Raw genomic sequence first — 22,812 nt, 5'->3', positions numbered from 1 at the left:
AGCCGGTATCAGAACGGCACCTTCCCCCTGAGCATGTCCCGATACATTACGAAATCGCCCAGCAGACTGTAGAACGGATGCTTGAAGGTGGCCGGACGATTCTTCTCGAAAAAGAAATGCCCAACCCAGGCGAACGTGTAGCCCGCCAGCGGCAAAACCCACAGCAGCAGCCAGTTGGCGCTCAGCACGGCGGTCGCCATGATCAGCAGGACCAGCGTGGTGCCGATGAAATGCAGGCGTCGGCACGTGCTGTCCCGATGCTCCTGCAGGTAATAGGGGTAAAAGTCGGCGAAACCCTCGAACGTTTTAACGTTATCCACAGCGGTCGTCTCTCAGAGGTTCAATGACTTGAGTCTAGCCGAGCCGTTCCGGCAGTCAGTGACAATGGGTGCCAACGTAGTATCCTTGGGCTATCAGTCGCAGGGGGCGGCTGATCCGAATCCAGAAGTGGCCATGGAAAAAACGACTTCTTCAAGCTGGGCGATGGGGATTGTCAAATCCCTTGAAATGGACGGCCTGGACTGTCGGGCCTTGTTCAAGGAATTGGGCCTGATGTATGCGGATCTGGAAAACCCTGACGCGCGATTTCCTCAGGATTCCATGACTCGACTATGGACCCGCGCGGTGGAGCTTTCCGGGAATCCGGCGCTCGGGCTGAACATGGCCAGGGTCGTGCGCCCAGCGTCTTTCAGCGTGGCCGGCTATGCGTTGATGTCCAGCCGCACCCTGAAAGAGGGCTTCGAGCGGCTGGTGCGTTACCAGCGCATCATCGCCGACAGCGCCGACCTGAGTTTCCGACTGCTTCCCGAAGGCTATGCGCTGATTCTGACAGTCCACGGCGATCTCTTACCCCCGACGCGGCAGAGCGCCGAAGCTTCTCTGGCGTTCGCGCTGGCCTTCTGCGGCTGGCTGACCGGGCGCCCATTGCAGCCGCGTCAGGTGCTGATCCAGGGCGATCAGCCGAAGAACATCGATCCTTATAAAAAGTTTTTCCACGCGCCACTGGCCTTCAACGCTCCGTACGATGCTCTGGTATTCGAACGCGCGGACATGGAAGCCCCGCTGCCCACGGCGGACGAGGCGATGGCCAGGTTGCACGATCGTTTTGCCGGAGAGTTTCTGGCACGGTTTGCCAGCACTCGCGTGACCCATCAGGCACGCCAGGTGCTGTGCCGACTCTTGCCCCAGGGTGAACCCAAGCGCGAAGCGGTGGCCCAGAGCCTGCACCTGTCGCAGCGCACCCTGCAGCGTCGTTTGCAGGAGGAGGGCACCAGTTTTCAGACCTTGCTCGACGACACCCGGCGCGAGTTGGCCGAGCAGTACCTGGCGCAACCGCAGATGACCTTGCTGGAAATCGCTTATCTGCTGGGTTTCGCCGATCCGAGTAACTTCTTCCGGGCGTTCCGCCGCTGGTTCGACGAGACGCCGGGGGAATATCGAATCAGGAAGGCGATCGCTTAAGTGCCGATCTCCCTGGGGGAGCGAATTCACTCGCCAGAGGCAGGTACATACGAAAGAAATTCATCGGGCATTACACCGAATCGCGAATGAATTCGCGCCCACAGGGAACAGTTCGCCCGTTGATCAATGCCGCCAAAACGCCGGAATGCACAGCACCAGTACGGTGATGATTTCCAGCCGCCCCAATAGCATCCCCACCGAGAGAATCCATTTCGCCGCATCCGGCAATGTCGAGAAATTCCCCGCAGGGCCGATGGTTTCACCCAGTCCCGGCCCCACGCCTGACACCGTACTCGCAGCGCCGGTCAGCGCGGTCATCCAGTCCAGCCCCAGCAACGAAAGCAGCAGGGCGATCAGGCAGATGGTGAAGGTAAAGAAGAAGGAAAAGGTCAGAATCGAACGCACGATCTCCTCATCCAGACGATGGCCGTTGTACTTCTGCTTGATCACCGCGCGAGGGTGAATCAGTTGATGGAGGTTGGCCTTGAGCAGGGTGTATGCCACCTGAAACCGGAACACTTTCACCCCGCCTGCCGTCGAGCCGGAACAGCCGCCGATGAAGCCCAGGTAAAAGAAAAACATCAGTGCGAAATTGCCCCACAGGCTGTAGTCGCCCAAGGCAAAACCGGTGGTGGTGATAACCGAGGTGACGTTCAGCGCCACGTGCCGCAACGCCTCGTACCACGGCAGATTGGTGGTGAACCAGTACCAGACGGTCATCACCAGCCAGGTCACCAGGAGCAAACCGATAAAGCCCTGCACCTGCTGGTCCCTGATCAACGCCTGGCGATGGCCACGCAGGGTCGCAACATAGAGGGTGAACGGCAGGCTGCCCAGGATCATCATCACGATCGCTACCCAGTGCACGGCCGGTTGCGACCATTTGGCCAAGGACTGATCGGAAGTGGAAAAGCCCCCTGTGGAAATTGCCGACATTGCGTGATTGATCGCATCGAACAGGCTCATGCCCGCCCACCAGAACGCGACAGTGCCCAGCACCGTGAAGCCGACGTACACCAGCACAATGAACTTGGCGACCATGTGCGAGCGCGGCATGACTTTTTCCGAGCGGTCCGAGGATTCGGTCTGAAACAGGCGCATCCCACCGATACGCAACAGCGGCAGGATCGCCACCGCCATGCCGATAAAGCCGATGCCGCCGAGCCAGTGCAGCAGTGAACGCCAGATGAGGATACCTGGCGACATCTTGTCCAGCCCGCTGAGTACCGTGGAGCCGGTGGCCGTGATGCCGGACATGCTCTCGAAGAACGAGTCGGTGTAGCTGATGTGTTGGGTCAGCAGGAACGGCAGCGCAGAGAACACACAGACCACGACCCAACTGCTGACAGTCAGCAGGTACATGTCCCTTGGCCGCAGATGCACGTGCTCCGGACGGCCCTGACCCACCAGCGCCAGTCCTGCGATGAAAGTGATCATGCTCGACCAGAGAAACGACGGCATATCGCCGGTGCGGTCGAAGATCATCAGCGTGACCATGGGCACGACCATGGCGATGGCCAGGGTGATGAGGAAGGTGCCGATAATGAAACCGATGATGCGGAGAGTCGGCAACGCCATTCAGTCGCTCTGATCAGGTGGTGGAAAGGCGCCCATTCTACCCGTGGGGAAAGGCAAGTAAACCGAGGCCTTTTCCGGGTGTCATGTAAGTAATTGCTGCTGTCACCCGTTATTGAAGTTCAAGAAGACGTTTACGGCACTACAATGCCTCATCAATTTTCAGGAGACCTTTCAATGGAAGCGCTCGACGTACTGCTCAATCGCGTATCCGTTCCTCGGCTGATTGAGCCCGCGCCAGATGCAGCACAGCGCGAAATCCTCTTCGGCGCGGCCCTGCGTGCGCCCGATCATGGCGCCTTGCGGCCCTATCGTTTTCTGACCGTGGAAGGTGACGCGCGTAATCGGATGGGTGATCTGCTGGCCCAAGCGCTGATCGAAAGCGGTGGCGGGGCGGATCAGAAGGCGCTGGAGAAAGCGCGTCTTGGCCCATTGCGTGCGCCGCTGGTGGTGGTGGTCATCGCCAGGCTGACCGATCACTTCAAGGTGCCGAAGAAAGAACAGGTCATCACCGCAGGGTGCGCGGCTTATGGCGTGCTGCTGGCGGCGTATGCATTGGGCGTTGGCGCGGTGTGGCGTACGGGTGAGCTATCGTATTCGAGCCATTTGGCCAAGGGCTTGGGCCTGGCGGCGGATGAGGAGGTGATTGCGTTTCTGTACCTGGGTACGCCGCAGAATCCACCGCGCGAGGCTGCCAAGCCGGATGTCGCGGAGTTTGTCAGTGGTTGGCAAGGCTAAGCTGTACCACGATCGACTGTAGGAGCCGGCTGGCGAAGCGGAGGTATCAGGCACCGTATTTGTAACTGCCTCACCGCATTCGCCAGCAAGCCGGTTCCTACAATAGTTGCAGGTCAGGCGGTGATTTCGCGCGGGATCACAATGCTGGCAATGAACCCGCCTTGTGGATGATTCTCCAGCAGCAGGTGCCCGCCATGCTTTTCCGCAGCGCGCTTGGCGATGGCCAGGCCCAGGCCGTAACCCGGCGCGGTCTGGTTCGGCGCGCGGTAGAAGGGTTCACCCAACTGCGCAAGATGCTCCGCGCTGACACCGGGACCATGATCGCGCACGCTGACGAACAGGTCGCCCCCTTCGCAGCGCGCGTTGAGTTCGATCGGCTGCCCCGCCGGATTGAAGCGTAGGGCGTTGCGCAGCAGGTTATCCAGCGCGCGCTCCAGCACATTCGGCCAGCCTTGCAGTTGAATGCCTGGTTCACACTCGACCTCGATGGTCTGCTCGGTGCCACCCATCTCGGTTTCCGCCTTGAGGTGATGCAGCAGACCCGGCAAGTCAATCGGCGTAGCGCTGCCCATGTCGGCATCCAGTCGGGCCAGCGCCAGAATCTCGCTGATCAACTCTTCCAGCCGGTCGCACTCGCGAGTGAGTCGCGGCCAGAGTTTTTCACGCTCCCCAGGGGCTGCCCGCTCGGCCAAAGCCAGTGCGATACGCAGCCGCGCCAAGGGCGAACGCAATTCGTGGGATACGTCGCGCAGCAATTGGCGCTGGCTTCCGATCAGGCTCTGTAGACGCGCGCCCATACGGTTGAAGTCGTTGGCCAGCACCCCAAACTCGTCGCGTCGATTGGCCAGTTGCGCCAAGCTGTTCTGTTGATAAGTGGTTTGGCCCAGGTCGTGTACCGCGCCCCGCAGACGACTCAAGGGACGGGTGATCGACAGGGTCACCAACAGGCTGAACAGCGTCAATACCACCAGCGCGATCCCCAATGCACTGAGCGGCCAGAGCAGACTTTCCCGATGCCAGGCGTCCAGTTCAGGATGGGGAATACGGTAAATGAGCAGATAGGTTTCGCTGCTTTTCGGGCTGGTGTATTCAGCGGTCAGACGGCGCCAAGGCAACTGTCGAGGATCGTCCTTCTGCCGCGCCTCGAACGCAGCCGCGCGCGGGGGGAAGGTTCCGGGAATCACCGCCTCGCCGCTGTCGTTCAGGACCTGGACATCGATGTGGTATTTGCGCTTGAGATCCTGCAGAAACTCCTGCGCCGGACCTTCGCCCTGATTCTCGTAAAGCTGCGTCCACTTTTGCGGCAAATTGTGCAAGCCGGGATGGCGACTGAGGATCCACGCGTCCTGATTGAGCATGTGCCCCAGCAGAATCGAGAGACCTGCCACCAACGCGATCGCGAGCCAGAAGCTCGCCAGGATTCGCCAGAACAATGAACGCACGTGAAGCCCTCAATCCGGCCGTCAATCAGGCCCTTCAAAATCAGAAAAACCCGACACGCCTGGGAGAGCGTGTCGGGTCGGGGAGTGTAGCGCCGTGTCAGTCGCCTGTTACTGACTTACTGAGCTTTTTGCGCTTTTTGCGCCTTCCAGGCTTCGAACTCGGCGCGGTCAGCACGACGTTGTGCCTGATCCTTCTGGATCTGGTCGAACGTCTTCTGCTGATCAGGGGTCAGCATCGCTCGGATATCGGCCTGGGTTTTCGCGTGTTTGGCGGCCAGTTCATCCTGCATGGCTTTCTGATCGGCTGGCGAAAGCTTGGCCAGGTACTTATGGGTGATTTCGGAACGACCACGCCATTGATCGCCCATCAGTTTGCCGACTTGCTGACGTTGTTCCGGAGTCAGGTTCAGCTTGTCGAACGGGCCTTTGCGGTGATGCATGCCAGGACCGTCAAAGCCAGGACCGCCAGGACCACCCATGTGGCCGCCTTCGGCAGGTGCAGCCATCGCAACAGTCGGCAGGGCAGCAGCGAACATCAAAGCCATCAGAGTCTTACGCATGGTGTATCTCCTTGTCTCGAATCCGGCTCTGTGCCGGTTGTGGCCAGTTTAGGGAGATCAAGGTCAAGCGAGGTCAGGCGTGCGTAAAGCTTGGGTAAAGGCGGCGCGCTACGCGGCTGACAATCAAGTATTCAAACAGGGGCAACACTCACGCCGTGGGAGCGGATTCATTCGCGAAGCAATCGTCTATGCAGCAGAGATGTGTCGCATGTACCTTCCTCTGGCGAATGAATTCGCTCCCCACAGTTGAATTTACGTTGTCTTTCAAACCGCGTAATAGTACCCACGACTACGCAACGCTACGATTCGCGGCCGGCCATCGGCATGCGGCCCGATCTTCTTGCGCAGGTTACTGACGTGCATGTCCAGGCTGCGATCATAAAGCGTCAGCTTGCGGCCCAACGCCAATTGCGCCAGTTCCTGCTTTTCCAGAGGCTCGCCGGGTTGACCCAGCAGGGCTTCGAGCAGACGTGCCTCGGAAACGGTCAGGGTGAATTCCTGATCGTCGATGGTGACCACGCCTCGGGCCGGGCTGAAACACAAGTCGCCCAGTTCGATCTGGCTGGACACCGCCGTCGGATGGCTGCGACGCAACACGGCGCGCAACCGGGCCGTCAGTTCGCGGGGATCGCAGGGCTTGGCCAGGTAGTCGTCAGCACCCAACTCCAGACCGAGAATGCGATCCAGCGGCTCGCCACGGGCCGAGAGCATCAGCACCGGCAAGTCGGGGTGATCGGTGCGCAACTGCTTGAGCAGTTCCAGACCGCTGCCGTCGGGCAGCATCACGTCCAGTACCACGGCGGCAGGGGCGGTTTCGGCAAGCGCCTTGCGAGCGCTCTGGCCATCGTGGCAGGCCTGCACCACAAAACCTTCCTGGCTCAACCAGCTGCTCAGGAGCTCACACAGCTCCTGGTCATCATCAATAAGTAACAGCTCGCTCATGACTCACTCAATTTAGCCATTGCCGACGCTGTCTACGCCAGCCGCTGGCAAAAATACCGCACAACAGGGCCACCATCGCGACGCCGCCCCCTGTGACGAACCATTGTTGTTGCTCGGTCAGTACGCGCGCAGGCATGACCGACTGCGCTTCTTTGAGCTGCAGTTTAAGCCTTTGGTTCTCCTGACGCAGGCGTCCCACCAGAATACTTTCACGTTCAGTGTCGGCATTGTGCAGTTGGCGGGTCAACTCTTCCCGTTGTTTCTCACTGTCGGCCAGACGCTGACGCAGGTCGGTCAACTGGCTGGCGGTGCTGGGCAATGGCAAGGCACGGCTGACGGTATCACTCGTTTCCTCGGCTCGAACCTCGACACTGATCGCCGAAACGGCCAGCGCGACCGCCAGTAGACACCACGGACGTAGACGCATCTGAACTCCTGAATTTTCTTGCGGCACCTGACCTGCGCGCCGGTTTTTATTGGGCGTTTGGCAGGGTATCGGCACAGCAATGCGAATAATGAGCAGTCAGGGCTGCAGAGGGCGAACCCGGCCTCTGAACGAAACCGGGTCAGAGGCGAGGTTACGGCAGGACTTGCTTGAAAGGCTTGACCACGACGTGATCGTAGACACCGGCCTTTATGTATGGATCGGCATCGGCCCAGGCCTGTGCGGCGCTCAGCGATGCGAATTCGGCGACGATCAGGCTGCCGGTGAAACCCGCGGCACCCGGATCATTACTGTCGACTGCAGGCATGGGGCCGGCCAGCACGACTCGGCCTTCGTTTTTCAGCGCGGTCAGGCGCTCAAGATGCGCAGGACGCGCTTCGAGGCGTTTTTCCAGCGAGTTGGCGACGTCCGTTGCTACGATTGCGTAGAGCATTTCAGTCCTCTGTCTTTTTTGTTGAAGGCTGGGTCGATGGATCGGCATCGTGAAGATGACGGGCCAGGAAGAGGCCTTGGCCGATCAGGAAAATCAGGGTCATGCCCAGGCTGCCGAAGACTTTGAAGTCGACCCAGAATTCCTGGTAGGTAAACGCGACATACAGATTGGCCGCGCCGCAGAACAGAAAGAATATGATCCAGGCGATGTTTAGTTTGGTCCAGATCGCCTGTGGAAGATTCAGCGCGTGACCCATGATGCGCTGGATCAGCAACCGGTCGCCGATGAAATGACTGCCGGCGAACACCAGCGCGAACACCCAGTTGACCACCGGCGCTTTCCATTTGAGGAAGGTTTCGCTGTGGAAGGCCAGTGTCAGGCTACCGAACACCAGGCAACCGGCGAGGGTCAGCCACTGGCTTTTCTCCAGCTTGCCCTGCTGTATATAAAGGATGCCGTAGACCACGATGGAGCTGGCGATCAGTACCGCCGTGGCGCTGAAAATCCCGCCTACCATGAAGCTGTGGCCCAGGATGTCGACGGCTTGAGGACTGATTTTGTAGACGATGAAAAACAGAATAAGCGGGATGAAGTCGATGAATTGTTTCACAGTAAGAGCCAGAAGCTGGATGTGGCGGCATAATAACAAACATCAATGACTGCGAAAGCGCCCCTATGAATGTCGACCTGCACTGTCACAGTACCGCCTCCGACGGCGCGCTAGCGCCTGCGGCACTCGTCGCGCGGGCTTATGAGAACGGCGTGCGGGTGCTCGCGCTGACCGACCACGACACCATCGAAGGTCTCGAAGAAGCCCGCGCGGCGGCGCTTGCGCTGGATATGCAACTGATCGACGGCATCGAGCTGTCCTGCACTTGGGGCGGTGCCACTATCCATATTCTGGGTTATGGCTTTAATGTCGATGCCAAGCCTTTGCTCGATGCCATTGAGCAATTGCACACCGGCCGCTGGTTGCGCGCCGAAGAAATCAGCCGAAAATTGGCGATGAAAGGTATGCCCGGAGCGCTGGAAGGTGCCCGAGCGGTGCAACAGGCGCTTGGCGACAGCGGAAATGCTCCGGCCCGACCACACTTCGCAGACTTCCTGGTCAATGAAGGTTTCGTGAAAGATCGCGCCGAAGCGTTCCGCAAATGGCTGGGTGCGGGCAAGCTGGGGGATGTCAAGCAACACTGGCCCACCCTGCAAGACACCGTCGCGACCTTGCGCGCGGCGGGCGCCTGGGTCAGTCTGGCGCACCCTTCGCATTACGACTTTACCCGCAGCAAACGCCGCAAGCTGGTCGCCGACTTCATTCAGGCGGGCGGCCATGCAATAGAAGTGGTCAACGGCCTGCAGCCTGCCGATCAGGTGGGCAGCCTGGCCATTCTGGCCCGTGAGTTCGGTCTGCTGGTCAGTGCCGGCAGTGATTTCCATGCGCCTGGCGCCTGGTCCGAGATAGGCGTCTATCGCCCGTTACCGGAGGACCTGCCGCCACTTTGGGGGCGATTCAAACATGAGCAGCCTACTGCCGTCTGAACAGGAAGATACCGTGAGTCAATTTTTCCAGATCCATCCGGAAAACCCGCAGGCGCGCCTGATCAAACAGGCCGTGGACATCATCAAGGCGGGCGGGCTGGTGGTTTACCCGACCGATTCGTCCTACGCCCTGGGTTGCCGAATGGAAGACAAGACAGCGGTGGACCGAATTCGCCGTCTGCGCCAGCTGGATGACAAACACAACTTCACCCTGATGTGCTGCGATCTGTCGCAATTGGGGACCTTCGCCAAGGTCGACACGGCCGCTTTTCGCCTGCTCAAGGCGCACACGCCCGGCCCCTACACATTCATTCTCGGCGCCACCCGCGATGTGCCGCGCCTGGTGCTGCATCCCAAGCGGCGCACCATCGGGTTACGAGTGCCGGAGCATCCGATCGCTCAGGCGCTGTTGAAAGAGCTGGGTGAGCCGCTGATGAGCGTCAGCCTGATCATGCCGGGCGAAACCATCCCGATGAGCGATCCCTATGAGATGCGCCAGGTTCTCGAGCATCAGGTCGACCTGATCATCGACGGTGGCGAAGGCGGAATATCGGCTTCGACGGTGGTCAATCTGTCCGAAGACGAACCGCAAATAGTGCGCATCGGTTGTGGCGATCCGACGCCGTTCGGGGTCGAAGTCGAGTGACCGAAGTCCAGGCACTGGACCGGCAGGCCGACGCTCAACAGGAGTTGCCCTTCGCGATGGTCTACGGGCAGGCGGTCACGCAGATGCCGCTCGATCTGTACATTCCTCCGGATGCGCTGGAAGTCTTTCTCGAAGCCTTCGAAGGCCCGCTGGACCTGCTGCTTTACCTGATCCGCAAACAGAACATCAACATTCTCGACATCCCGGTGGCAGAGATCACTCGCCAGTACATGGGCTATGTCGAGCTGATGAAAACCGTGCGTCTGGAACTGGCCGCCGAATATCTGGTGATGGCCGCAATGCTTGCCGAGATCAAGTCTCGCATGCTTTTGCCACGCTCGGAGGCCGCCGAACAGGAAGAAGATGACCCCCGCGCCGAACTGATTCGACGTCTGCAGGAATACGAGCGCTTCAAGGCTGCGGCAGAGGGTATCGACACGCTGAACAGAGTCGGTCGTGACGTGGTGGTGCCGAAACTCGAAGCCCCCGAAGCCCGTGTGCGCAAGCTGCTCCCGGATGTGGCGCTGGAAGAACTGTTGATTTCCATGGCCGAAGTGCTGCGTCGTGGCGACATGTTCGAAAGCCATCAGGTCAGCCGTGAAGCGCTGTCCACTCGCGAGCGGATGAGCGACGTGCTGGAGCGATTGAAGGGCGCCGGTTTCGTGCCCTTTGCCGAACTGTTCACAGCGCAGGAAGGGCGGCTGGGCGTAGTCGTGACCTTCATGGCGGTGCTCGAACTGGTCAAGGAGCAATTGGTCGAGCTGGTGCAGAACGAACCTTTTGCTGTCATTCATGTGCGCGCGCGAGCCGAATAAAGAGCAAGAGCTGATCGATGAATCTGAACGAACCCCGCGAACTCGCGCCGCTGCTCGAAGCCTTCCTGCTGGCCTCTGGTAAACCCCAATCTGTGGAACGACTTTACGAGCTGTTCGAGGAAGGCGAGCGCCCGGAGCCCGCAGTGTTCAAGAAAGCTCTGACGCTTTTGGGTAAATCCTGCGACAACCGGGCGTTCGAGTTAAAGGAAGTCGCCTCGGGGTATCGCCTGCAGATCCGCGAAAAGTTCGCGCCCTGGGTCGGCCGCTTGTGGGAAGAACGCCCGCAACGCTATTCCCGCGCCTTGCTGGAAACCATGGCTCTGATCGCCTATCGCCAGCCCATCACTCGCGGCGAGATCGAGGATGTGCGCGGGGTGGCGGTCAACAGCAACATTGTCAAAACCCTGCTGGAGCGCGAGTGGATCCGCATCGTCGGCTACCGCGACGTGCCCGGCAAACCGGCGATGTTCGCCACGACCAAGGGGTTTCTGGACCACTTCAACCTGAAGAGTCTCGACGAGCTACCGCCGCTGGCAGATCTGCGGGAAATGGAAGCAGAGCCGGTGCTGGACTTCGACGATGCCCCGGTCCCCGCGCATCTGCAGGCGTTGGCCGACGCCAGCCTGGAGCAGGATCGCGAAGCCGAGCCCGAAGCGCCACGGGACGAAACCAGCTTCCGCAGCCTGCTGGCAGAGCTGGACACCATGGAAGAAGGGCTGAAAATCGACTTCGACGATTTATTGCTCGATGAGGCCGAAAAAGAGTCTGAATTGGAAGACGAGCCTGCGGATGACGACGATCCGCGATAAACGCGGCGCCGATCTACGTTGGGCCTGCGATTTCTTGTTGAAAAGCGATCCCGTGGGAGCGGGTTCATCCGCGAGAGGGCAGTACAGTCGACACATATCCATCGCCTGACGATTCTTCGCGAATGAATTGGCTCCCACAGATTGTCCCTGGTGTATACCCGAGTTCAGGCCAACCCATGAGCACCAAAGATCCCTGCATCAGCATCTGCAAATTCGACGACGACATCTGCATCGGCTGCGGTCGCAGTAAGCGCGAGATCAAATCGTGGAAGAAGATGGACAAGGATGAGAAACGGTCAGTCCTGGCTGAGTCGGCAATGCGTCTGATCAGGCTCAAAGGCTCCAGTCGGCGGAAAAAGAAGTAACCCCGGCGTCGTACGCGGTATTTTCGTCTAGTCTCTGATGCGCAACGCGCGCCATGAGCGTATGATTCGCGACCTTTTGGCGATCCACACTCGCCTGAGGTTTCAGTTTTCAGCCCTTCTGGTCCGCAGACTTGCTCTGGCCAGAGACAGGGCAACAGGCCGTGCCCACTCGCGCACGCCCTGATTCGACACACCGGGAGGTGCCCAGATGAGTGAACAAGACAAGCAGGACAAAGAGATCGGCCCAGCAGGCGAAAAACTGCAAAAGGTGCTGGCGCGCATTGGCGTCGGCTCGCGCCGTGATGTCGAAGCCTGGATCGGCGAAGGCCGGATCAAGGTCAATGGCGTACAGGCAAGCCTGGGTCAGCGCGTCGATCTGCACGATGCCATCAGCGTCGATGGACGTGTGATCAAGCGCGAAGAAGCGGCTGAAACAGTCCGCCGCGTCATCATGTATAACAAGCCAGACGGTGAAATCTGCACCCGTGACGATCCGGAAGGCCGTCCGACCGTGTTCGATCGCCTGCCGCGCCCGAAAGAAGGCCGCTGGATCAACATCGGTCGTCTGGACATCAACACCACCGGTCTGCTGATGTTCACCACCGATGGTGAACTGGCCAACCGCCTGATGCACCCGTCGTTTGAAATGGACCGCGAGTACGCCGTGCGCGTGCGCGGTGAAGTCGATGACGACATGCTCCTGCGTCTGAAAAACGGCGTGATCCTCGAAGACGGCCCCGCGCGGTTCACCGACATCCAGCAAGCGCCGGGTGGTGAAGGCTTCAACCACTGGTATCACTGCGTGGTGATGGAAGGCCGTAACCGCGAAGTTCGTCGTCTGTGGGAGTCCCAGGGTCTGGTGGTCAGCCGTCTGAAGCGCGTGCGTTTCGGTCCGGTGTTCCTCAACTCCGACTTGCCAATGGGCCGCTGGCGCGAAATGAGTCAGCAGGAAGTCGACATCCTCAGTGCCGAAGTCGGCCTGAAACCAGTCGCCATGCCGCAAATGAACGCCAAGACCAAGGACAAGCTGGAGCGTCTGCAACGTCAGTCTTCGCGTCCATTGGGCAAAGGCGAACGCGTGCGTCAGCTGCGCCCGGCCAAGGACGCCGCGCCGACCGAACGCCCTGCCCGCGAGCCGCGTCTGGCCGATGGCGAGCGTCCGGCCCGCAAGCCGGCTGACAGCGGTCGTCCCGCGCGCACTCCGCGTCCAGCGGCTGGCGGTCGTACCGACAGCAGCCGTGGTACGCCGGTGGCAGAGCGTCCGAGCGAGATGAACAAACGCCCGGCCAAGCCCAAGACCACGCGTCCAGGCATCAAACTGGTGGACGACAAGACCCCGTCGGGCAAGCGTCGCGGCGCCCCGGCCGGTGCCGGTCAACGCCCGGGCTTCGGTCGTCGCAAGCCGGAGTGATCACACCTTGAAACGGAAAACGCCAGTCTTCGTGACTGGCTTTTTTTGCACGGCAATTCGTCGATTTCAGGCTTAGACCTGTTTGTCCGACATTACGCATTCCCCTCTGCGGGCGCGAATTCATTCGCGATTGGCCAGTACAGCCAACACATCTCAATGACTGGGCGCTTTTTCGCGAATGATTTCGCTCCCACAGTGCTTTCACCTGGCTCGATGAATTGCGGCGTGGCGAAATTCAAACCTTGACTGCATGCACAGCTTTTTGGCGGTCATCTGCCGGTTTGCGGTGTACAATGCGCCGCGTTTTTTCTGTGATTCATCGGCGTATGGACGCCACAAAATTCGGGGTTACCCACTCCGTTTCACTCCGCCGCGTCATGAGCGCGTCGGGTTCGATTCCGTCACAGACAAGAACAACAAGGTGACTATCCAATGAGCGAACACATGTCCCATTCGGGAGACTTGAAGCGTGGTCTCAAAAACCGTCATATCCAGCTGATCGCCCTCGGCGGCGCTATCGGCACAGGCCTGTTCCTGGGGTCGGCGGGCGTTCTCAAATCGGCGGGTCCGTCGATGATTCTCGGCTATGCCCTGTGCGGCTTCATCGCCTTCATGATCATGCGCCAGTTGGGCGAAATGATCGTCGAAGAGCCGGTCGCCGGGTCTTTCAGCCATTTCGCACACAAATACTGGGGCGGTTTCGCGGGCTTTCTGTCCGGCTGGAACTGCTGGGTGCTGTACATCCTGGTGGGCATGTCCGAGCTGACCGCGGTCGGTAAATACGTGCAGTACTGGTGGCCGGAAATCCCGGCCTGGGCGTCGGCTGCAGTGTTCTTCGTGATGATCAACGTCATCAACCTGGCCAACGTAAAAGTCTTCGGCGAGGCCGAATTCTGGTTCGCGATCATCAAGGTCGTGGCCATTCTGGGCATGATCGCGCTGGGCAGCTATCTGCTGGTCAGCGGCAACGGCGGCCCCCACGCGTCGGTGAGCAACCTGTGGAACCACGGCGGCTTCTTCCCGAACGGGGTAAGCGGTCTGGTGATGGCGCTGGCGTTCATCATGTTCTCCTTCGGCGGACTGGAAATGCTCGGTTTCACGGCAGCCGAAGCCGACCAGCCGAAAGTCATCATCCCCAAAGCCATCAATCAGGTGATCTACCGCATCCTGATTTTCTACATCGGCTCGCTGGTGGTGCTGCTCTCGCTGACGCCTTGGGATGCACTCCTGGGTGACTTGAACGCATCCGGCGACGCCTACAGCGGCAGCCCGTTCGTGCACGTGTTCTCGATGCTCGGCAGCACCACGGCGGCGCACATTCTCAACTTCGTGGTCCTGACGGCGGCGTTGTCGGTTTATAACAGCGGCACTTACTGCAATGCGCGGATGCTGTTCGGCATGGCAGAGCAGGGCGATGCGCCGCGATCCCTGGCGCGGGTTGACAGCCGTGGGGTTCCGGTGCGGGCGATTCTGGTGTCCGCGGCTGTGACGGTGATTGCCGTGCTGCTCAACTACCTGATCCCGCAAAACGCGCTTGAGCTGCTGATGTCACTGGTGGTCGCGACGTTGGTGATCAACTGGGCGATGATCAGCTACTCGCACCTCAAGTTCCGTCAGCACATGGCGCGCAAGGGCGTGCAACCGCTGTTCAAGTCGCTGTGGTATCCGTATGGCAACTACCTGTGCCTCGCGTTCGTGGTGTTGATCCTGGCGATCATGCTGATGATTCCGGGGATACAGGTGTCGGTGTACGCGATTCCGGTCTGGCTGGTGGCGATGTGGGTGTTCTACGTGATCAAGAACAAGCGCCACGCCGAGACTGAATCGATGGCGCAGCGGACATCGATCATTAAATAAAGGTAAGTGCGCCCTATATTTGGCGCACCGTTGAAACCCGTGGGAGCGAATTCATTCGCGATTGGCCAGTACATCCGATACCTCTGTTTCGCTGTACCGACGTTTCGCGAATGAACTCGCTCCCACAGGGCACCTCGCCAGCCATGCAGTATTGGGCGTAATGTCCGCCGTAGCGGCTAATTTTCAACCTGAGTTCCCCATGCTGATCATCTCCAACAACGTTCACCTGCCAGACAGCGAAGTCGAGCTGACCGCCATTCGTGCCCAGGGGGCGGGCGGGCAGAACGTCAACAAGGTGTCCAGTGCGGTGCATCTGCGTTTCGATATCAACGCCTCATCCTTGCCGCCGTTCTACAAGGAGCGGCTGCTGGCGCTGCGCGATAGTCGAATTACCGGCGATGGGGTGGTCATCATCAAGGCCCAGCAGTACCGCACGCAGGAACAGAATCGTGTCGATGCGCTGGAGCGGCTGAGCGAGTTGATCGTCAGCGCGGCCAAGGTGGAAAAGAAGCGTCGTCCGACCAAGCCGACCCTGGGCTCGAAAACCCGCAGACTGGAATCAAAGTCCAAGCGCGGATCGATCAAAGCGGGGCGGGGAAAGGTGGATTTCTGAAATGTGGGCTGATCTGTAAAGTGCGCCGCGCTATCTATAGGAGCCGGCCTGCTGGCAAGCGCGTCGGGTCAGACACATCATCGGCGGCTGGATCACCTCATTCGCCAGCGGGCCGACTCCTGCAAATTCGGCGAATCAGATAGTTGCGACCTTATCCCGCATCACCTTCGCCTGCTTGTACAGGTACACACTCAATCCCAATCCAGCCAGCGATGCCAACGCCGCGAAAAGAAAGATCGAGGCAAAGCCAAAGCCCGATGCCACAGCGCCCGCCACGGGTCCAGTGACTCCCAGCGACAGGTCAATGAACAGCGAATAAGCGCCCACCGCTGCGCCGCGACTGGATGCTGGCACAAGATTCACCGCCTCGACCCCCAACGCCGGAAACACCAGCGAGAAGCCAAAGCCGGTTAATGCGGCACCGGCCAGCGCCAGATCGGGATTGGGGGCCAGCCACAACAGCAGCAGCCCCAGCGCTTCCACCGATAGACAGACGATCGCTACGCGAAAGCCGCCGATGCGGTTGATCATGTTGCCGAACAGCAGTCGGGCACCGATGAAGCAAGCGCCGAACAGGCTCAGACACAGCACCGCATTCGGCCAGGTGTGGCTCGCGTAGTACAGAGTGATGAACGTCGCGATGGTGCCGAAGCCGATTGAGCCCAGAGCAAGGCTGGTGCCGTGCGGCAACACACGACCCAGCACGTGCAGGAACGGCATACGCTCGCCATGAACGATCGGTGTGGGCGTCTTCTTCCAGGCGAGGAAAATGCCCAGCGCCGCCAGCAGAATGATGCTCACCCCCATGCTCCAAAGTCCCAGTGCATTGACTAGCAACACCCCCAGCGGAGCGCCGATGGCCAGCGCGCCGTAGCTGGCAATGCCGTTCCAGGAAATCACCTTGGCAGTGTTCGCCGCGCCCACGCGGCCAATGCCCCAGCCGATGGCACCTGAGCCGACAAGACTTTCCGCACTGCCGAGCACCAGACGGCCAACGAACAGACTGATCAGGCTCACCATCGGCCAGACATCGAGCCAGCTGGCCAACAGCATGAACACGCCGCTCAGGCCGCAGCCGAACAGCCCGATGATCACCGCTTTCTTGGGCCCTTTGGTATCGATGATGCGCGCGGCATATGGGCGGCTGAGCAGGGTAGCCAGGTATTGAATGCTGATCACCAGGCCCGCCGCCACTGCGCCGAAGCCCAGGTCGGTGTGCACATAACCTGGCAACACGGCCAGGGGGATGCCGATGTTCAGATAACCAATGAACGTGAACAGGACAATGGAAACGACCTGAAGGGTCACGGCCATCGGTTTTTGTTCGGTGGGACGTTGAGTTGCGGCGCTCGAAGCGTCTGGCATGGGAGTCAATCCACGATTACGGCTGAGGAGGTGCTGCGGGGCAAATATTGAATGAAGCGTAGACGCTTGAAAGCCAAGCGATGCCACACATGATAACGGCGCATTCCCGATCATGGCAGCCGAAGGTTGAATCTGCGTTGAACCGAACGCGGATTTGCCGGCGAGTCGTTTGCTTATTCGGCGGCGGGTGCCACGAGCTGCGTCGTGACCAGAGCGGCGAGGGCATTTTCCTGGGTGCCGAAGCGCGCCAGTAATGCCTGTTGTTTTTCGGGGCTCAGACGGGCCCAGATTTCGATCATCTTCTCGGCCGTGCCAATCAAGGCTTGAGCCTGGGTTTCGGTGAATTCGGTCATGGATTCGGATCTCGGAACATTTCAGCCCTTATGGAAGTACGCCTCAAAGACGCTCTTGCATAGGGGCTGAAAATCAGCCTTCAGCGTTGGCCTTGGGCTTTCTTGCTATCACCATCTTTTGCACCGGCTTTCATCTCGATCGGCTGACCGAGTTCCTGACGGGCTGCTGCGCTTTGCTGGGTTTGGCTTGGGAAGGGGAAGTTTGGGATTTCATGCATATCGTCGCTCCTCACAAGATGCTGGTTTGAACAGCGCGTCCAAAAAACGCCAGGGGAGGATACAGCACAACAAATGACAAGCAGACTTTTTATTGATGGCCGTTGGTCATGTAGTGGCGATTGAGTCCTGCAACCAAGACCCGGATAACACCGAATCTGTAGGAGCCGGCTTGCTGGCGAATACCGTGGATCTGTGACAACGATGTTGTCGGACGCAACGCACTCGCCGGCGAGCCGGCTCCTACAAATGTGAGGTGTAGCAGGACTCAGGCGACCATCAATCCCTACAGACCGCCGCAAACGCTGCCGCCAATGCATCCAGCCGCGTAGCGTCAATACCCGCCACATTGGCCCGCCCGGCAGCGACCATGTACACGCTGTGCTCGTTGCGCAGGCGTGCCACCTGATCGTCGTTCATGCCGGTGTAGGAGAACATGCCGCGTTGCACGCCGATGTGCGCGAAGCGTTCGCCCAGACCCAGCGGTGTCAGCGCTTCGACCAGCCCCTTGCGCAGTTGCGCAATGCGGCTGCGCATTTCTTCTACTTCATCGGCCCACAGGGCTTTGAGCTCGGGATCGCCGAGGATTTCCGCCACCACCGCCGCACCGTGATCCGGCGGGTTTGACCAAAGGTTACGGGCCGTCGCCGACAATTGGCTGCGCACATCCGCGAGCTTCTCGCTGTTGTCGGCACACACCAGCAGCGCGCCGGTGCGTTCGCGGTACAGGCCGAAGTTCTTCGAGCATGAGCTGGTGATCAGCAATTCCGGCAACTCGCTGGCGAACAGGCGAACGGCCCATGCGTCTTCCTCCAGGCCGTCACCGAAACCCTGATAAGCGAAGTCGATCAGCGGCAGCAGGTTGCGGCGTTTGACGATTTTCAACACTGCCTGCCAATCATCGTGGCTCAGATCGAAACCGGTCGGGTTGTGGCAGCAGGCGTGGAGCAACACCACATCGCCTTCCGGCACGGTGTTCAGCGTTTCCAGCATCGCCGGGACGTTGAGTCTGTTGTCACTGCCCACGTAAGGGTAGTGATTCACCTTCAACCCCGCGGCGGCATAGATGGTTTCGTGGATCGGCCAGGTCGGATCGCTCAGCCAGATGCCTTTGCCCGGCAGGCAATTGGCGATGAAATCCGCGCTCAGACGCAGGGCCCCGGTGCCGCCCGGAGTTTGAGTAGCACCCACGCGACTATTGGCGATCAGCGGTGAATCGGCGCCCATCACCAGATCACAGATCAGCGTGCCGAAACGTGGTTCGCCATGCCCGCCGATGTAGGTCTTGGTCGGCTGCGAATCCACCAGGCGCTGCTCGGCCAGCTTGACCGCGCGCGGAATGGTGGTCAGGCCCTGCGCGTCCTTGTATACGCCCACGCCCAGATCGAACTTGTTCGGGTTCGGGTCTTTGGCATAGGCCTGAATCAAGCCCAGGATCGGATCGTCCGGTACGCGCTGAATCTGTGAAAAATGCATTTACTTACGGCCCTCGGCGCCTTTGGCCACCTCGTCGGTGCGGGCAGCCATGATGAAGTCGTTGCGGTGCAGCCCTTTGATGGAATGGCTCCACCAGGTCACGGTCACTTTGCCCCATTCGGTCAGAAGACCCGGATGGTGACCTTCGGCTTCGGCAATTTCGCCGACCGCGTTGGTAAACGCCAGCGCAAATTTGAAATTCTTGAACATGAAGACCTTTTCCAGCTGCATTACGCCATCACGGACTTCGATGTTCCAGTCCGGGATCTGACGCAGCAGTTCCGGCAATTCGGCCTCGCTGACTTGTGGGGCATCGGCGCGGCAGGCTTCGCAGTGGGCTTGATTTAAAGATGTCATAACGGTGTCCTTATTCAGGCTGCTTTTGTTTTAGGGGGAAAGCGCGGCGCGTGCAGGCCCAGCTGTGTCGCGGTCTGGACCATGCCCATGATGTCTTCATGAGCGAGGTCGAACAGACGTTTGAGGTCCGGCAGCACAAAGTACAGCGGCTGCAAAATGTCGATGCGGTATGGCGTACGCATGGCCTCTATCGGGTCGAACGCCTGATGTTCCGGTGTTGACGACAGGCTGTAAACGGTCTCTTTGGGTGAAGAAAGAATGCCCCCGCCATAGATCTTGCGACCCTGCGCGGTTTCCACCAGCCCAAACTCAATGGTCATCCAGTAAAGGCGGGCAAGATACACGCGCTGCTCTTTACTGGCTGCCAGACCAAGCTTGCCGTAGGTGTGGGTAAATTCTGCAAACCAGGGATTCGTCAGTAGCGGGCAATGTCCGAAGACTTCGTGAAAAATGTCGGGCTCTTGCAGGTAGTCCAGCTCTTCTTGGGTGCGGATAAAGGTGGCCACGGGAAATCGCTTGCTGGCCAGCAATTCGAAAAAGGTCTGAAAGGGGATAAGCGCCGGAACCCGTGCGACCTGCCAACCCGTCGTGGCCCCCAGTACATGATTTATCTCGTCCAGCTGTGGGATTCGATCGTGGGGCAGTTTCAGTTGCTCTATACCGTCCAGGTATTCCTGGCAGGCGCGGCCTTCGATCACTTTCAACTGGCGCGTAATCAAGGTATTCCACACCTCGTGTTCACCGTCGGGGTAATCGATGAAGCCAGTGGCGTCCGGTTCGTGGGCGACATACTGCGTACTCATGCTGCTCTCCTGAATGGCTTGTTTTTATCTGGAGCATTGCGATGCAGGCTCGTGATCTGCGTGGGCTTATAAATACCCTTTTCCATACCGTTTGCAGTCCTGCCAGGACTCGTTCGGCGTGTCGACTCGAACCAATGCTGTAAGGAAATCCTGACAGCTGCATGCCGACGGCTTCAAATCTGCATCCGCCAAGCCTCTATCGGGCTTGCGCTGTAACGTATTCTTGACGATAAACTTCGTCTCACCACCAAAAGTCTGCCTGTTCAGAAGAGTCGACTCGCCATGCGTATCAAAGTGCACTGCCAAAACCGCGTAGGAATCCTGCGCGACATCCTCGAATTGTTAGTGGCCTACGGCGTCAACGTCTCGGGCGGCGAAGTGGGAGGCGAGCATGGCGATGCGATCTATCTGCGCTGCCCGAATCTGATCAATCTGCAGTTTCAGGCGCTAGTGCCCAGATTCGAAACGATCCCCGGGGTTTTCGGCGTCAAGCGCGTGGGATTGATGCCCAGCGAGCGTCGGCACATGGAATTGAATGCGTTGCTGGGTGCGCTGGAATTTCCGGTGCTGTCCATCGACATGAGCGGGTCGATCGTGGCGGCAAACCGGGCGGCCGCGCAGTTGTTGGGTGTGCGCGTCGATGAGGTGCCGGGTATTGCGCTTTCACGCTACGCCGAAGACTTCGACCTGCCGCAATTGGTGCGCGCCAATCGCTCGCGTATCAATGGGCTGCGGGTGAAAGTGAAGGGCGACATTTTTCTCGCCGACATCGCGCCGCTGCAGTCCGAGCATGAAGACAGCGAGGCGATGGCCGGTGCGGTCCTGACCCTGCATCGCGCCGACCGGGTCGGTGAGCACATCTATAACGTGCGCAAGCAGGAGCTTCGTGGTTTCGACAGCATCTTCCAGAGTTCGAAGGTGATGGCGGCAGTGGTACGTGAAGCCCGACGCATGGCCCCGCTGGATGCGCCGCTGTTGATCGAAGGGGAGACTGGCACTGGCAAGGAACTGCTGGCGCGCGCCTGTCATTTAGCCAGTCCACGCGGACAGTCGCCGATGATGGCGCTCAATTGTTCCGGGCTTTCCGAATCCATGGCCGAGACCGAGCTGTTCGGTTACGGGCCGGGCGCATTTGAAGGCGCGCGGGCCGAGGGCAAATTGGGGCTGCTGGAACTGACAGCCGGCGGTACGCTGTTTCTCGATGGCGTGGCAGAAATGAGCGCCCGTTTACAGGCGAAACTGCTGCGCTATCTGCAAGAAGGCTGCTTTCGCCGTGTAGGCAGTGATGAAGATGTGTACCTGGACGTAAGGGTGATCTGTGCGACTCAGATCGATCTGTCCGAGCTGTGCGCGCGAGGAGAGTTTCGTCAGGATCTCTACCACCGGCTCAATGTGCTATCGCTGCATATTCCGCCGCTTCGGGAGTGTGTCGATGGCCTTGGGCCTTTGGTGCAGCACTTCCTCGATCAGGCCAGTCGGCAGATTGGTTGTGCCTTGCCGCGCATCGCGCCCGCCGCGCTGGAACGTCTGGCGCAATACCACTGGCCGGGCAACGTCCGGCAGTTGGAAAACGTGCTGTTTCAGGCGGTATCACTGTGCGAGGGCGGGGTGGTCAAGGCCGAGCATATTCGCCTCCCGGATTATGGCGTGCGTCAGCCGCTGGGGGATTTTTCGCTGGAAGGGAGCCTGGAAGATATTGTCGGGCGTTTCGAGAAAGCAGTGCTCGAACAACTTTATGCCGGACATCCCAGTAGTCGCTTATTGGGTAAGCGATTGGGTGTTTCCCATACAACCATTGCCAATAAGCTGAAGCATTATGAAGTTGGCCAGAAGTGAATGCCGTAAATAAGTGAGTGCCGACGAACATATTATCTATAGCAACAACACTTGCCAGCGGTGGTTATTCGAAGAGACCATCGTCGGCAAGCGTGTTGCTACAGCATTAATCTTTCAACCCGTATTAACCGTTACTGCACCCGTTGCCCATGACCATGTATTCCATGACATGGCGCTGGCCCTGGGAGTCATCGTAGGTCATGTGCTGCGGCACCACGCGGCAGACGTTCGGCACTTCATCTACCGAGATAACCTTGGCGATGTCCAGCTTGGTCGAGTAGGAGTAGTGCTCGATGCGTTGTTGCTGGGCAGCCACTTTGGCGCCCGATTCTTCTGCCATTGCCATGGCGCTGAAACCACAAAGAGCCATTACAACCAGTGCAGCTTTCATTACAAGTTTCCTCTCAGTTGCTTCGTCAACTCTTCCGAGCGGAATTCCGCTCGGCCGGGTGCGCAAAGCCCTTATGGGGCTCTGTGTGAAGCCAGGTGATTACAGGTTAATTACTCGATCGACAAGCCGATGTGTGGGGGGCTGTTAGTTGTCAATCATGTGCCGTGTTGGCGAAACGAATTCTATGCCCCTGCCTGAAAGTTATATAGAAACCATTTTGATAAAGACTGTTGAGCAATCTGGTAACAATCGCGGACATACCTATTGATCAGCGGCAGCTCTGGTTCATTGGTCGTGGCGCTTAGATGAAGATTTGCCCCGAGCCGGGCGCCTCAGCACGTTTCGGCGTTATGCTGAGGCCCGGTAA

26 protein-coding genes are annotated in these 22,812 nt (G+C 59.2%); 11 read left to right on the top strand and 15 right to left on the bottom strand.

Annotation, left to right across the window (positions count from 1 at the left end):
* Positions 1 to 8: 8 nt before the first annotated feature.
* Positions 9 to 320, bottom strand: a complete 312-nt coding sequence (locus tag ACRER8_RS20970; protein ID WP_431748106.1) for an Mpo1-like protein — start codon at positions 318 to 320, stop codon at positions 9 to 11.
* Positions 321 to 453: 133 nt separating this feature from the next.
* Here ACRER8_RS20970 and ACRER8_RS20965 point away from each other — a divergent pair, with 133 nt between their 5' ends.
* Positions 454 to 1,461, top strand: coding sequence for an AraC family transcriptional regulator (locus tag ACRER8_RS20965; protein WP_431748105.1), 1,008 nt, complete (start codon positions 454 to 456; stop codon positions 1,459 to 1,461).
* A gap of 123 nt (positions 1,462 to 1,584) precedes the next feature.
* Here ACRER8_RS20965 and ACRER8_RS20960 read toward each other — a convergent pair whose 3' ends face one another.
* On the bottom strand, positions 1,585 to 3,039 hold the full coding sequence (locus ACRER8_RS20960; RefSeq protein WP_431748104.1) for a TrkH family potassium uptake protein: 1,455 nt from the start codon (positions 3,037 to 3,039) through the stop codon (positions 1,585 to 1,587).
* A gap of 174 nt (positions 3,040 to 3,213) precedes the next feature.
* Between ACRER8_RS20960 and ACRER8_RS20955 the strand changes: the two genes are divergently transcribed.
* Positions 3,214 to 3,774: a nitroreductase family protein gene (locus tag ACRER8_RS20955; RefSeq protein ID WP_431748103.1), complete on the top strand. Its 561-nt coding sequence runs from the start codon at positions 3,214 to 3,216 to the stop codon at positions 3,772 to 3,774.
* 113 nt (positions 3,775 to 3,887) lie between these two features.
* On the opposite strand, the gene ACRER8_RS20950 is transcribed toward ACRER8_RS20955, so the two are convergent.
* The 6 genes from ACRER8_RS20950 to ACRER8_RS20925 form a co-directional block, all read right to left on the bottom strand.
* Complete coding sequence (locus ACRER8_RS20950; protein WP_431748102.1) at positions 3,888 to 5,216, bottom strand: sensor histidine kinase; 1,329 nt, start codon at positions 5,214 to 5,216, stop codon at positions 3,888 to 3,890.
* A gap of 116 nt (positions 5,217 to 5,332) precedes the next feature.
* Positions 5,333 to 5,776: an LTXXQ domain protein gene (locus tag ACRER8_RS20945; protein WP_431748101.1), complete on the bottom strand. Its 444-nt coding sequence runs from the start codon at positions 5,774 to 5,776 to the stop codon at positions 5,333 to 5,335.
* 264 nt (positions 5,777 to 6,040) lie between these two features.
* Positions 6,041 to 6,718, bottom strand: a complete 678-nt coding sequence (locus tag ACRER8_RS20940) for a response regulator transcription factor (protein ID WP_431748100.1) — start codon at positions 6,716 to 6,718, stop codon at positions 6,041 to 6,043.
* Positions 6,719 to 6,725: 7 nt separating this feature from the next.
* A complete protein-coding gene (locus ACRER8_RS20935) occupies positions 6,726 to 7,145 on the bottom strand; it encodes a translation initiation factor 2 (protein WP_431748099.1) in 420 nt (139 codons plus the stop codon).
* A gap of 151 nt (positions 7,146 to 7,296) precedes the next feature.
* Positions 7,297 to 7,596: a YciI family protein gene (locus ACRER8_RS20930; protein ID WP_431748098.1), complete on the bottom strand. Its 300-nt coding sequence runs from the start codon at positions 7,594 to 7,596 to the stop codon at positions 7,297 to 7,299.
* Between the two features lies 1 nt (position 7,597).
* Complete coding sequence (locus ACRER8_RS20925) at positions 7,598 to 8,206, bottom strand: septation protein A (RefSeq protein ID WP_431748097.1); 609 nt, start codon at positions 8,204 to 8,206, stop codon at positions 7,598 to 7,600.
* Between the two features lie 65 nt (positions 8,207 to 8,271).
* Here ACRER8_RS20925 and ACRER8_RS20920 point away from each other — a divergent pair, with 65 nt between their 5' ends.
* From ACRER8_RS20920 to arfB, 8 genes are all read left to right on the top strand, one after another.
* Positions 8,272 to 9,132: a PHP domain-containing protein gene (locus ACRER8_RS20920; protein ID WP_431748096.1), complete on the top strand. Its 861-nt coding sequence runs from the start codon at positions 8,272 to 8,274 to the stop codon at positions 9,130 to 9,132.
* Positions 9,133 to 9,145: 13 nt separating this feature from the next.
* Entirely contained in the window at positions 9,146 to 9,778 is a 633-nt protein-coding gene (locus ACRER8_RS20915; protein ID WP_431748095.1) for an L-threonylcarbamoyladenylate synthase, read from the top strand.
* Between the two features lie 116 nt (positions 9,779 to 9,894).
* Entirely contained in the window at positions 9,895 to 10,593 is a 699-nt protein-coding gene (locus ACRER8_RS20910; RefSeq protein WP_431748115.1) for a segregation and condensation protein A, read from the top strand.
* 17 nt (positions 10,594 to 10,610) lie between these two features.
* On the top strand, positions 10,611 to 11,402 hold the full coding sequence (gene scpB / locus ACRER8_RS20905; protein ID WP_431748094.1) for an SMC-Scp complex subunit ScpB: 792 nt from the start codon (positions 10,611 to 10,613) through the stop codon (positions 11,400 to 11,402).
* A gap of 176 nt (positions 11,403 to 11,578) precedes the next feature.
* The gene (locus tag ACRER8_RS20900) at positions 11,579 to 11,767 is read left to right on the top strand and encodes a DUF1289 domain-containing protein (RefSeq protein ID WP_431748093.1); all 189 of its coding nucleotides are present in this window, start codon (positions 11,579 to 11,581) and stop codon (positions 11,765 to 11,767) included.
* Positions 11,768 to 11,975: 208 nt separating this feature from the next.
* On the top strand, positions 11,976 to 13,178 hold the full coding sequence (rluB, locus tag ACRER8_RS20895) for a 23S rRNA pseudouridine(2605) synthase RluB (RefSeq protein ID WP_431748092.1): 1,203 nt from the start codon (positions 11,976 to 11,978) through the stop codon (positions 13,176 to 13,178).
* A 432-nt stretch (positions 13,179 to 13,610) separates the two neighbouring features.
* Positions 13,611 to 15,035 (top strand): amino acid permease, encoded by a 1,425-nt coding sequence (locus tag ACRER8_RS20890; protein ID WP_431748091.1) that lies wholly within the window; start codon positions 13,611 to 13,613, stop codon positions 15,033 to 15,035.
* A gap of 199 nt (positions 15,036 to 15,234) precedes the next feature.
* Positions 15,235 to 15,648, top strand: a complete 414-nt coding sequence (gene arfB, locus ACRER8_RS20885; protein WP_431748090.1) for an alternative ribosome rescue aminoacyl-tRNA hydrolase ArfB — start codon at positions 15,235 to 15,237, stop codon at positions 15,646 to 15,648.
* Between the two features lie 135 nt (positions 15,649 to 15,783).
* On the opposite strand, the gene ACRER8_RS20880 is transcribed toward arfB, so the two are convergent.
* The 6 genes from ACRER8_RS20880 to phhA form a co-directional block, all read right to left on the bottom strand.
* Complete coding sequence (locus ACRER8_RS20880) at positions 15,784 to 17,013, bottom strand: MFS transporter (RefSeq protein WP_431748089.1); 1,230 nt, start codon at positions 17,011 to 17,013, stop codon at positions 15,784 to 15,786.
* A gap of 173 nt (positions 17,014 to 17,186) precedes the next feature.
* Positions 17,187 to 17,366 (bottom strand): hypothetical protein, encoded by a 180-nt coding sequence (locus tag ACRER8_RS20875; RefSeq protein WP_120126978.1) that lies wholly within the window; start codon positions 17,364 to 17,366, stop codon positions 17,187 to 17,189.
* A gap of 80 nt (positions 17,367 to 17,446) precedes the next feature.
* A complete protein-coding gene (locus ACRER8_RS20870; protein WP_199885010.1) occupies positions 17,447 to 17,584 on the bottom strand; it encodes a hypothetical protein in 138 nt (45 codons plus the stop codon).
* Positions 17,585 to 17,861: 277 nt separating this feature from the next.
* On the bottom strand, positions 17,862 to 19,058 hold the full coding sequence (locus tag ACRER8_RS20865) for an amino acid aminotransferase (protein WP_431748088.1): 1,197 nt from the start codon (positions 19,056 to 19,058) through the stop codon (positions 17,862 to 17,864).
* Positions 19,059 to 19,415 carry a 4a-hydroxytetrahydrobiopterin dehydratase gene (locus ACRER8_RS20860; RefSeq protein WP_431748087.1) on the bottom strand — a complete coding sequence of 119 codons (357 nt, stop codon included), beginning with the start codon at positions 19,413 to 19,415 and terminating at the stop codon, positions 19,059 to 19,061.
* Positions 19,416 to 19,429: 14 nt separating this feature from the next.
* On the bottom strand, positions 19,430 to 20,218 hold the full coding sequence (phhA, locus tag ACRER8_RS20855; protein ID WP_431748086.1) for a phenylalanine 4-monooxygenase: 789 nt from the start codon (positions 20,216 to 20,218) through the stop codon (positions 19,430 to 19,432).
* A 282-nt stretch (positions 20,219 to 20,500) separates the two neighbouring features.
* Here phhA and ACRER8_RS20850 point away from each other — a divergent pair, with 282 nt between their 5' ends.
* Positions 20,501 to 22,054 (top strand): sigma-54-dependent transcriptional regulator, encoded by a 1,554-nt coding sequence (locus tag ACRER8_RS20850; RefSeq protein WP_431748085.1) that lies wholly within the window; start codon positions 20,501 to 20,503, stop codon positions 22,052 to 22,054.
* A gap of 124 nt (positions 22,055 to 22,178) precedes the next feature.
* Here ACRER8_RS20850 and ACRER8_RS20845 read toward each other — a convergent pair whose 3' ends face one another.
* Positions 22,179 to 22,445, bottom strand: coding sequence for a DUF2790 domain-containing protein (locus tag ACRER8_RS20845; protein WP_431748084.1), 267 nt, complete (start codon positions 22,443 to 22,445; stop codon positions 22,179 to 22,181).
* Between the last annotated feature and the right edge of the window lie 367 nt (positions 22,446 to 22,812).

This window comes from Pseudomonas sp., assembly GCF_050739935.1.
In the GTDB taxonomy this organism is placed as follows: domain Bacteria; phylum Pseudomonadota; class Gammaproteobacteria; order Pseudomonadales; family Pseudomonadaceae; genus Aquipseudomonas.
Note: the sequence above shows the minus strand (reverse complement) of the source record. Positions and strands in the feature narration are given on the sequence as shown.